This is a genomic window from Sphingopyxis sp., from assembly GCF_036675685.1.
Taxonomy (GTDB): domain Bacteria; phylum Pseudomonadota; class Alphaproteobacteria; order Sphingomonadales; family Sphingomonadaceae; genus Sphingopyxis.
The window spans coordinates 79,427-89,894 of the sequence record NZ_JAKFEM010000057.1 but is presented as its reverse complement, the minus strand read 5'-3'; the positions used below and the strand labels follow the sequence as shown (position 1 = coordinate 89,894).

Below are 10,468 nucleotides of genomic sequence, written 5' to 3'. Positions count from 1 at the left end.
AATGAATCACGCCGAACTGTCGGATAGCGTCGCCGCCTCGCTCGACCTGAGCAAGACCGACGCGCGCAAGGCCGTCGATGCGGTCTTTGCCGCTATTGCCGATGCCGCCGCAAAGGGCGACGAAGTTTCCGTGAACGGCTTTGGCAAGTTCAAGGTGAAGGCGACCGCAGCACGCGAAGGTCGCAATCCCTCGACTGGCGAAACGATCCAGATCAAGGCCGCGAAGAAGCTGGCCTTTGCCCCCGCCAAGGCGGTCAAGGATCGCCTGAACGGCTGATCGGGTTTTGAGCCATGTCCCGTCGGCACCCGCCGGCGGGGCTGCGCTCGCGGCGGCAGAACCAAGCGCCGGCAAGCAGGATGCCTCGACGGCGGGTCAGTGCTTCAGATACTGGCTCGGCGGAACGCCAAAGGCGCGGCGGAACATTGCGGCAAAGCCGCTGGGGCTGTCGTAACCGACATCATAGGTGACCTGGGTGATCGACGCACCCGCTGCGAGGAGCGACAGCGCCTCCATCAACCGAACCTGCTGCCGCCAAACCGCGAGCCCCATCCCCGTTTCCTGCTTGAAACTGCGGGTGAAGGTCCGCCGCCCCATCGCCGCGAGCGCTGCCCAGTCGTCGATGTCGCGCGGATCCGAAGGGTCGGCGAGGATCGCGTTGCAGACGCGAAGCAAGCGCGGATTGGCCGGCATCGACACCTGATAGGGCGCATTGGGCATCCGCCCGATCTCGTCGAGCAGCAGGCCGATGATCCGCCCTTCGCGTCCGTCGACATCGTAGAGCGCGGGAAAATCGACGACCTCGAGGATCAGCGATTTCACCAGATTCGACACTTCGAAAACGCGGCATTCCTGCCCGGCGTTACCGCGCCCGCACGGCAGGTAGAGCGTGCGCAGCGAGACGGGTCCGCGACACGCGACCTCATGCTTCGTCCCCGCCGGCAACCATACGGCGCGCTGCGGCGGGATCACAAAGCTGATCTCGGGGGTCCGCACCGACATCACCCCCGCCGATGCATAAAGGATCTGTATGTGCTCGTGGCTGTGCATCGGATCGACAAAGCCCGCAGGATACTCATCCTGCAGCGCAATGACCGGACGATCGTTCCTCAGAACATCGATGCTGTGCTTCATGGCCCAATCCTCGCAAATATCAGCCAACTACACAATATAGGCCGTGAAGGCGACTGGCCAGCCATCATGCACCCGCTGGCCTGTCCGGCGTGGTGATTGGCCCGAACGGGCGATAGGCGCGCGCGCGTAAAAGCTATCAGGCTATCCAAGACCGGTTCGGGGAAGGATGTGCCAATATGTCGAAGGGCTTAAGCGCCGTGCAGGACGATATGGCCGACCCCGATATTCGCTGCTTCGCCGATGCGATCAAAGCCTCCTATGCCGCGCACGCACCCTCGGCGGGAGCCAGCCTCGCGGTGCACCGCGACGTCGCCGAACGCGTGCGCAAGCCCTGGCGTGACGGTGGCCCGATCATGGCATCGTGCATCGAATTGGACATGAGCGGCATCCGGTTACGGCTGCACCGTCCCGTCGCGGACGAAATACTACCCGTCATGCTCTATATCCACGGCGGCGGCTGGCGGCTGTTCAGCATCGACACGCACGACCGCCTGATGCGCGAATATGCGGCGCGCGCCGGCATCGCTGTGATCGGGATCGATTACAGCCTGTCGCCCGAAAACAAATTTCCAGCGGCACTGGAGGAATGCGCGGCGGCGCTCGACTGGATTCAGGCGCAAGCCGAAACCCTCGGCCTCGATGCCGACCGCGTCCTTATCGGCGGTGACTCAGCGGGCGCGAACTTGTCGGTCGCGGCCTGCCTGCTGCAGCGCGAGCGGGGCCGTCCGTTGCCGACCGCGATGCTGCTCAATTACGGCGCCTTCGCGCCCGAGCATACGCCGGGCTACGCCCGTTTTGGCGCGGGCGACTATTCGCTCGATACCGACGAAATGGACGGTTTCTGGCTCGACTATGTCGATGGTCCAGAGCAATTTTCCGACCCGCTCGTCGCCCCGCTGCGCGCCGACCTGACCGGCCTCCCACCCGCCTTTCTGGCGATTGCCGAATGCGACATATTGGCCGATGGCAATCATGACTTTGCCCAAAAACTCGCGGCGGCAGGCGTTCGGACCCGCGCGGTGACCTATCGCGGCGCGACGCACAGTTTCCTGGAAGCCGTGTCGATCGCGGCCCTCGCGGACCGGGCACTCGATGAGCAGGCCGCGTGGATCCGCGAATGGCAGTTTGATACGCCGGACGACAGCTGATCGACACGGCGCCCCGGCCCGCGCTATGGCCGATGCTCGCGAAAGCGATGGAAGGACAGGCTCAACGGTGAAACTCTTCTTCGACGACCGTCAGACCGCCCATGCGCCGCTGCGCGAGCTGCACAATGGCGACTGGGTTCCCTATGCAGAGAATATCGAGCGCCCGCGATCGATTCTGAAGCAATTCACTGACTGGCAGCATGTGCGCGATTTCGGCATGGCGCCGCTGCTCGCGGTGCATGACCCCGATTACCTCGCCTTCCTCGAGCGCGCGCATGGCGCCTGGCTCGCGGCGGGACGCAGCGGCGACGCCATCGGCTACACCTTTCCGATCAGACGCCGCCGGCCGCTCGCCTTCGGACGTATCGATGCCGAGCTTGGCGCGTATAGCTATGATTCCGGGACACCGATCGCGGCGGGAACATGGGAATCGGCCTATTGGTCGGCGCAATGCGCACTGTCGGGGCTCGACGCGCTTGCCAGGGGTGATACCGGACATGCCTTCGCGCTGTGCCGCCCGCCGGGCCATCATGCCGGTCGCGACTATATGGGCGGCTATTGCTACCTCAACAACGCCGCGATCGCGGCACGCGAGGCGCAGAAACGCGGGCTCGGCCGCGTGGCAATCCTCGACATTGACTATCACCACGGCAACGGGACGCAGGACATCTTCTACGAAGATCCGGGCATCTTCTTCGCGTCGATCCACGCCGACCCGCGCACAGACTATCCCTTCTATTGGGGTCATGCCGACGAACGTGGCGACGGCGCGGGCGAAGGGAGCACGCTCAACCTCCCCCTGCCCCGCGGCACCGACGGTCAAGCCTACGCCCCCGCGCTCGAACAGGCGCTGGGTGCGATTTCGGACTGGGGGGCGCGGTTCCTGATCGTCTCGTTCGGCGCCGACACCCACAGCAGCGACCCGATTTCCAGCTTCGCGCTCGAACGCGAAGACTATGTCGAGCTGGCCGGGCGGATCGCCGCCTTGGGCATCCCGACGCTGATCGTGATGGAGGGCGGCTATGCCGTCGGCGACCTCGGCCTGAATGTCGCCGCCTTTCTTTCGGGCTTCTGAATCGAACAGCGCCGCCCCGCTCGTCGAGCGCGGCGGCGCTTCGATCTTCTCAGTTCAGGCTGAAGCGCACGCTCGCGCCGATCGTGCGCGGGCGCGCCACCGACCCTGCGAAGGAAAAGGGCGCGTTCAGGATGCCGTACTGATTGAACAGATTCTTGGCGAACAATCCCAGTTCGATCCGCTCCGCCACGGTGACCGAGGCGTTGAGATCGACGATATGGAAATCGCCTTTCTCCAACGTCGCCCCGAACGCCACGGGCGCGGCCGACAGGTAGCGATGCGCAACCCCGAACCGCGGCTTCAACGGCGAATCCGGGAAGTTCAGGTCGATCGTATTCGACAGCGTCCAGTCCGACGCGCCAGGCAACTGCGTTCCCTTGCCATAGCCGCCGCCCGGCGCGAAGCTGTCGGGGAGCAACGACGACAGGCGCGCGTCATTATAGGCGATGTTCGACGCAAAGGTCAGGCCCCGCGTCGGCCGCAGCGTCAGGCTGAGCTCGATGCCGTCGATGTCCGCGCCGCCGCCGTTGATCGTATAGGCGTCGAAGTCGACCGGCGTGAACAGGCGCGCCTGAATATTGCCCCAGTCGATGTGATAGACGGTCAGGTCGACGCTCGCCGCGCCGTCGATAAAGTCGAACCGCGTGCCGACCTCGTAATTCTTGGTCGTATCGCTTTCAAAGGTGAGCGGCAGGCCGGGCGTCGCCGCCGCATAGACGTTCACGCCGCCGATCCGAAACCCCTCCGAATAGAGGGCATAGACCATGAAATCATCCGACAGCTTGTAGGTCAGCGACACCTTGGGGATGAAATCCGAATCCTTGCTTGCCGCCGGCGCGAAATCGAACGGCGCGATCAGATTGGCGTTCGGCAGATATTGCAGCCGCGGCTGCGTCTTATATTCGAACAGGCGCCCGCCGAGCGTCAGCGTCAGCGTATCGACAAGGTCGAACGACGCTTCGCCAAAGATCGCCTTTTCGATCACGCGATTGCTGCTGACCGTCCGCGTCGCGAGGTCGTCGGGCGCCAGTTCGCTGCCCGGCCGGCCGCCGAATTGACCCGGATTGGCATCGATGTAATCGGCGATCCCTTCGATGAAGGTCCCATCGGTGCTCGTCGAGCGCAGGCGCGTATAGTTGGCGCCGAGCAGCCAGCGGAACCGTCCCTCGTCGGGCGATGCAAGCCGGAGTTCGGCATAATCGGTCTTCGACTTGCCGCGGCTGCTCGCCAGTTCGGGCGTATTGGTGCGCGGGTCGTTGCCGCCGAATATCGAATTGTCGAAGGCCAGATCGGCGTTCTTCTCGGTATAGCTGCCGACCGCGGTCAGCGTCGCAAAGCCCAGGTCCTGCTCGATCCGCAGGCTGTGCAGCATGACGTCGGTGTCCTGAAATTCGGCGACGTTGGTCGCACGGTCGAATGTCTTCGGCGGACCGAACAACACATAGGTCTGATCGTCGAGATCATATTCCTGATACATGCTGAGCACCGAGATGCGCGTGGTGTCGGTGGGCGTAAAGACGATCGAACCGCGCAGGCCGCGTACGCGCAGGTCGTTGCTGCCCTTCTCGCCGAGCAGCGTGTTGTTGAGGTAACCCGCATCGACACGCTGGAGCGCAACGAGGCGCACCGCGAGCTTGTCGGTAACGATCGGCAGGTTGACCATCGCCTTGGCGGCATAGCTCGCCTCGCCGGCGCGCTTGGTCGAGGCGACCTGCCCTTCGGCGCCGACATCGAAGCCGCTCGCATCGGCCTCGTTGACGACATAGTTGATCGCGCCGCCGAGCGACGAGGACCCGAACAGCGTGCCCTGCGGCCCGCGGAGCACCTCGACGCGGCTGACGTCGAAGCTGTCGATATCGGGGATGAGCAGCGGAAAGCCGGGCTCGATCAACGGGATTTCGTTAAGATAATAGCCCGTCGTCGCCTGATTCGCCTCATGATAGGTGGTCGAGGCGATACCGCGGATCACGACTTCGGACACGCCCGGCTGATAATCGTTGAAGACGACGCCGGGGACGCGGGTGATATAGTCGGAGAGGCTCTGGGCGTTGAGCTTTTGCAGCGTCGCTTCGCTGACCGCCGACACCGAACCCGAAACGTCGCGCACCGACTGCTCGCGCTTCGACGCGGTGACGACGATTTCGCTGTCGTCGGTGACCTCGGTCGGCGCGCCTTGCGCCATCGCGCTCGTCGCCTGCCCGATGGCCAGCACCGAAATGCCACACGCCACGACCCGCCTTATCGATGCAAAGCCCATTTTCGCCTCCCTATTGATATTGCCCATTGGTAGGAAAATCCGATGCTCAAGCTATCATGTTGATCTGGCGTGACGGCGATGGTCGGGCCAGATTCCAGCCGGATCGGGCCAGCGCGCCGACGCGAAAAAGGGACGGATTCATGGGGTCTCCCGGCCATTTTTGCCCGATCGATGGATTGGGCGGCCTGACCGGCGCAGTAAGCCAGTCGGGGTACCATACACTGGACGCGGCAATCCGCATCGGGTCAGAAGAGGGTCGGCATGCGCAGCATCGAGAATGAGGGTCGGAGACGGTTTCTGGGCGGCGTTGCCGTCGCGACGCTGCTGTTGGGGGACCGCGCGGCATCGGCGCTCGATCCCAAACCGGGTGCGAACCCGCGCTGGCCCGACGTCCCGCCGCCGCAGTCGCCGCGCATTTCGCATATGATCGAACAATTGGGACGCAAGCGCGACGATGCCTATAGCTGGATGAAGTTCATCCCCGCCGACAGCGAGCGCACGCGGGACAATCTGCCCAAAGCGGTCGGCGCGATGCTGAACGCCGAAAATCGCTATGCCGACGCCATGCTACAGCCGCTGGCGGACGCCCGCGCCGAATTGCTCGACGCGATGCTCGCGCGCGGTGCGGACGAGACGGCCGCACCCGCACTCGAAAGGGACGGGTGGGACTATGGATCGGCGCGGCCCGCGGGCGCAGCGCATACGGTCTACACCCGCCGCAAAACCGGCGGAAAGCCCGAGCTGCTCGTCGACGAGGCCGTGCGCGCAAAGGGGCATTCCTATTTCCGCAGCACCGGCCACCAGCCGAGCCCCGACCACCGCGCTTTCGCCTGGGCCGAAGATGTGATCGGCAACGATCGCCACCGCATCTGTGTCCGCGACAACCAGAGCGGCGAAGTCCGCACGATCGTCGACAAGGACGCTTATGGCTATGGCGGGCTGGTTTTCGCCCCCTCGTCGCGCTGGCTGTTCTGGATCTGGCGCGACGCGCGAAACCGGCCGACGCGGCTCTATCGCACCTCGGTCGACGGTAAGGTCACCGACCTGGTCTATGAGGAGAAGGATCCCGCCATCTTCATGTCGGTCAAGCGGACCGCGGCGGACGGCTTTATCGCGCTGACCCTCGCGGGACCCGAAACCGCCGAAGTCCGGCTGGTGTCCGCGGCCGACGAAACAGCGATGCCTGCTGTCGTCTGGCCGCGCAAGACCGGGGTGCTGTATGAAATCGACGAGTGGAACGGCCGCCTAGTCGCGCTAACTGATGCCGACGACGCCTTCGACATGCAGCTGCTTCGCCTCGACCCCAAGAGTTTCCGCACGCTCGGGGTCCTCGTGCCGCACCGCGCGGGAACGCCGATCCTCTCGATCCTGCCCTTTGCGGCGGCGCTGGTGCGGCTCGAGCGCGTCGATGGGCTGCACCGGCTCGTCATCCTCCGCCCCGATGGGTCCGAAGAAGATATTGCCTTCGACGATCCCGCCTATGCGATCGAGGTGCCGGCCGAACAAAGCTATGCTGCGCCCACCGTGATGATCGTCCACCAGTCGCCCAAATCGCCGCGCCGCTGGATTTCAGTGGATTTGGTGAGCGGCAAGCAGAAGACCGTCCAGCAACAGGCGGTGGCGAATTTCGATCCCGACGATTATGAGGTCGAGCGGCTATTCGCGCCCGCCCCCGACGGCGAAATGGTGCCGATCACCCTCTTGTCGCGGCGCGGGGCGCCGAAGGACGGCAAGGCGCCGCTGCTTCAATATGGCTATGGCGCCTATGGTGTGCCAAGCGATCCCGAATTTTCGATCCCCGCGCTCGCGCTCGTCGATCGCGGCTGGCGCTATGCGATCGCGCATGTTCGCGGCGGATCCGAAAAGGGACGGCGCTGGTTCCTCGGCGGCCGCAAGTTTACCAAGCGCAACAGCTTCACCGATTTCATCGCCTGCGCCGAATATCTCGCGGGACAAGGCTATACCGCAAAGGGCAAGGTCGTCGCCTATGGCCTGTCGGCGGGCGGCCTGCTCGTCGGCGCCAGCATGAATATCGCGCCGGCTCTGTGGGGCGGCGTGATCGCGCAGGTGCCGTTCGTCGACATGCTCAACACGATGAGCGACGGCGCGCACCCGCTCGTGCCGCTGTTCCGCCCCGACTGGGGCGATCCGCTCGCGGATCCCAAGGCCTATGACTATATCGCCTCGATCTCGCCCTATGAGAATGTTGGCACGGCGGCCTACCCGCCGCTGCTTTGCACCGCGGGCTTCAAGGACGACCGCGTCGCTTATTGGGAACCCGCGAAACTCGTCGCGGAAGTGCGCCGCCGCTCGACGAGCGGCAACCCCGCGATCCTGCGCACCGATATGGACAGTGGCCACCAGGGCAGCGCCGGCCTCAAGAGCGAATATCAGCAAAAGGCGCTATTCTGGGCCTTTGCGATGCGCTGCGTCGCCTGACCGATCAGAAGCCGGGGAACGCCGGCGCCGGATCGAACATCAGCGCGAGGAAGCCATAAGCGCTGGCGAGGAGGAGGAGCACACCCGCGGCGGCAATCAGCCAATCGGCGCGGAGGCGGCGAACGAGATAAGCGCCGATCGGCGCCGCGACGACCCCGCCGATCAGCAGGCCGATCGCGGCGGTGCTGAAGCTTTGCCATCCCATCGTGCCGATGAACCCGGCGGCAATGGTGACGGTCACGAAAAATTCCGACGCATTCACCGTCCCGATGACGGTACGCGGCTCGGCGCCCTGCGCGAGCAGGTTCGCGCTGACGATCGGCCCCCACCCGCCCCCGCCCGACCCGTCGACGATCCCGCCGATCAGGCCGAGCGGCCCAACCAGCTTGATGCTGCGATAGGTCTGCGGACGCCGTCCGCCGCGCCAGAGCAGGTAGATGCCGACCGCGCCGAGATACGCGAGCACCACAGGCCGCGCGATGCTGTTGTCGACATTGGTCAAGATCCAGACGCCGATCAGCCCGCCAACGATGCCCGGAACAACCAGCCGGCGAAACAGCCGCCAGTCGACGTTGCGCTGCATCGCATGGCTGAGCCCCGATACGCCGCCGGTAAAGCTTTCGGCGACATGGACTGCCGCCGACGCCGAGACGGGCGGCAATCCCATGACGAGCATGAGTGCCGTGCCGATGACGCCGAACGCCATGCCAAGCGCGCTGTCGATCAACTGCGCGGTAAAGCCGATCAGGATGAAGGGCAGCAGCGCCCAGAGCGTCAGCCCGTCGAACGCTGTCATCGCGCGGCCTGCGGCCCGCGCGCCGTTTTGCCCGTCCGGCGTGTAAACAGGAAAACCGCCGGAAAACCGAGCGCGATCAACGACAGGGCGCCCGCGAATACGGGCTCACCGCCTGCGAGCCACGGCAGGACGGCAGCCCAGATCGATACGCCGAGCACGGTCAGCAGCGTCTGTTCCTGGTCGAGATCGGTATCGACCGCCAGCGGCACGCCCCGCGCATCGGCGCGCAAGGCTTCCAGGCGCCGCGCGACCGGGCTGTGCGGCGCCGACCGCCGGCCGGGGATCAGCGACGACAGGACCGACCCCAGCCCCGCCCCGACGAGCCGGACGCCGACCGCGCGTGCAAAGGCGCGCGGCTCCTCGAGCCGATCACCGACCGCGCGCAGGCTGAGCCGTCCGCCGAACACCAGATCGATCAGCGCCTCGCCGGTCACCGCCTTGATCGGCCGCGCCTGCACGTCGTGGCTCGCCTCGATCCAGTCGAAAATCGCGTTGGGCACGTCGATGCTGCACGCGCGTTCGAGTCCCTGGAACCCCGGCGCGCTGTTCGCTTCGCAAATCCGGTAGTCCTCGTCGTCGAACAATATGTCGATGCCCGCGACCTCAAGCCCCAGCGTATCGGCGGCGCGCGCGGCGAGATCGGCCATTTCGCCGGTCGGCGTATAAGCGATACCGACCCCGCCGAGCGAGACGTTCGATTTGAAATGGCCGGCGGGCGAGCGCCGCTCCATCGCGGCGATCACGCGTCCGCCGATCACGAGGACACGCACGTCGCGGCCGTGGCTCGACCGGACATAATGCTGGAACAAGAAATCGGCCTTGGCCTCGGCGCTCGCGAGCAGGCCGGCCAGATCCTCGAACTGGGTGCGGTCTTCGCATTTGAGGACGCCGGTACCGCGCGTCCCGCGCAGCGTCTTGACGATCACCGGAAAGCCCAGCTCCTCCTCGACGACGTCGACGTCCATCGGGAATTTGCCAAGGATGGTCGCGGGTATTGGAAGGCCCGCGCGCGCGAGCCGCTGCATCGTGTGCAGCTTGTCCGCGACCAGATCGATCGCTTCGGGGCCGTTGACCAGCCGAACCCCGCGACGTTCGAAGTGGCGAAGCACCGCAAGGGTGAAATAGTCGGTTTCGGCGCCCGTCCGGCACAGGATGAAATCGGGCCGGGCGAGCGAATGCCCTTCATAATGAACCGACCAGCCATCGACCGGCGCGGCTACGATGTCGAAATTATGCGGTTTCAGGACGTGCAGCTCGACACCGCGTTCGGCCGCGGCCTCCTGGAACCGCAGGATTTCGGGGACCTCCGGCAGGGCCGGATCGAGATCGCGTCCGAAGAAAATCCAGCCCAGCAACGATCGGCTCCTTCAAAATCTGGTCGAACCCGTCTTCTCAGTGCCAGAGAATGTGCCGCTCGCGCAATCGTTCAAGCGGCAGGATGGCCTAAGTTCCTGTTTTGCTGTTTCGATTGGGCCAATCGCTCCGAACCAGACCATGTGCGGCCGAAAATTCCCGCCATTGGCGGGCGAATCCGCCTTAAATCTCGCTTGCCCGACACGTTAAATGTCGCATGACCACTAAAGCGACACGATCGAACGAGCCGGTAGGACGGCTCCTGGGT

General features: G+C 64.9%; 8 protein-coding genes. 4 read left to right on the top strand and 4 right to left on the bottom strand.

The genetic code is table 11. The annotated features are described in order from the left end of the window. Position 1 precedes the first annotated feature (1 nt). Positions 2 to 277: an HU family DNA-binding protein gene (locus tag V6M50_RS19040; protein WP_332820157.1), complete on the top strand. Its 276-nt coding sequence runs from the start codon at positions 2 to 4 to the stop codon at positions 275 to 277. 96 nt (positions 278 to 373) lie between these two features. Here V6M50_RS19040 and V6M50_RS19035 read toward each other — a convergent pair whose 3' ends face one another. Then, positions 374 to 1,132 (bottom strand): AraC family transcriptional regulator, encoded by a 759-nt coding sequence (locus tag V6M50_RS19035; RefSeq protein ID WP_332820156.1) that lies wholly within the window; start codon positions 1,130 to 1,132, stop codon positions 374 to 376. Positions 1,133 to 1,308: 176 nt separating this feature from the next. On the opposite strand from V6M50_RS19035, the gene V6M50_RS19030 reads away from it, so the two are divergent. Both V6M50_RS19030 and V6M50_RS19025 read left to right on the top strand, forming a co-directional pair. After that, complete coding sequence (locus tag V6M50_RS19030) at positions 1,309 to 2,280, top strand: alpha/beta hydrolase (RefSeq protein WP_332820155.1); 972 nt, start codon at positions 1,309 to 1,311, stop codon at positions 2,278 to 2,280. Positions 2,281 to 2,347: 67 nt separating this feature from the next. Further along, the gene (locus tag V6M50_RS19025; protein ID WP_332820154.1) at positions 2,348 to 3,355 is read left to right on the top strand and encodes a histone deacetylase family protein; all 1,008 of its coding nucleotides are present in this window, start codon (positions 2,348 to 2,350) and stop codon (positions 3,353 to 3,355) included. Positions 3,356 to 3,404: 49 nt separating this feature from the next. Here the strand turns inward: V6M50_RS19025 and V6M50_RS19020 are convergent, their stop codons facing one another. Continuing rightward, on the bottom strand, positions 3,405 to 5,612 hold the full coding sequence (locus V6M50_RS19020; protein ID WP_332820153.1) for a TonB-dependent receptor: 2,208 nt from the start codon (positions 5,610 to 5,612) through the stop codon (positions 3,405 to 3,407). A 261-nt stretch (positions 5,613 to 5,873) separates the two neighbouring features. Between V6M50_RS19020 and V6M50_RS19015 the strand changes: the two genes are divergently transcribed. After that, complete coding sequence (locus V6M50_RS19015; protein WP_332820152.1) at positions 5,874 to 8,051, top strand: S9 family peptidase; 2,178 nt, start codon at positions 5,874 to 5,876, stop codon at positions 8,049 to 8,051. Positions 8,052 to 8,055: 4 nt separating this feature from the next. Here V6M50_RS19015 and V6M50_RS19010 read toward each other — a convergent pair whose 3' ends face one another. Further along, entirely contained in the window at positions 8,056 to 8,847 is a 792-nt protein-coding gene (locus V6M50_RS19010) for a sulfite exporter TauE/SafE family protein (protein WP_332820151.1), read from the bottom strand. Further along, a complete protein-coding gene (locus tag V6M50_RS19005; protein ID WP_332820150.1) occupies positions 8,844 to 10,202 on the bottom strand; it encodes an ATP-grasp domain-containing protein in 1,359 nt (452 codons plus the stop codon). Before V6M50_RS19005 ends, V6M50_RS19010 begins: the two co-directional genes overlap by 4 nt. Positions 10,203 to 10,468: the final 266 nt, after the last annotated feature.

Bases quoted from the DNA above. Each gene is read 5' to 3' on its own strand.
- V6M50_RS19040 (WP_332820157.1), top strand. From the start codon at position 2: ATGAATCACGCCGAACTGTCGGATAGCGTCGCCGCCTCGCTCGACCTG.
- V6M50_RS19035 (WP_332820156.1), bottom strand. From the start codon at position 1,132: ATGAAGCACAGCATCGATGTTCTGAGGAACGATCGTCCGGTCATTGCG.
- V6M50_RS19030 (WP_332820155.1), top strand. From the start codon at position 1,309: ATGTCGAAGGGCTTAAGCGCCGTGCAGGACGATATGGCCGACCCCGAT.
- V6M50_RS19020 (WP_332820153.1), bottom strand. From the start codon at position 5,612: ATGGGCTTTGCATCGATAAGGCGGGTCGTGGCGTGTGGCATTTCGGTG.
- V6M50_RS19015 (WP_332820152.1), top strand. From the start codon at position 5,874: ATGCGCAGCATCGAGAATGAGGGTCGGAGACGGTTTCTGGGCGGCGTT.
- V6M50_RS19010 (WP_332820151.1), bottom strand. From the start codon at position 8,847: ATGACAGCGTTCGACGGGCTGACGCTCTGGGCGCTGCTGCCCTTCATC.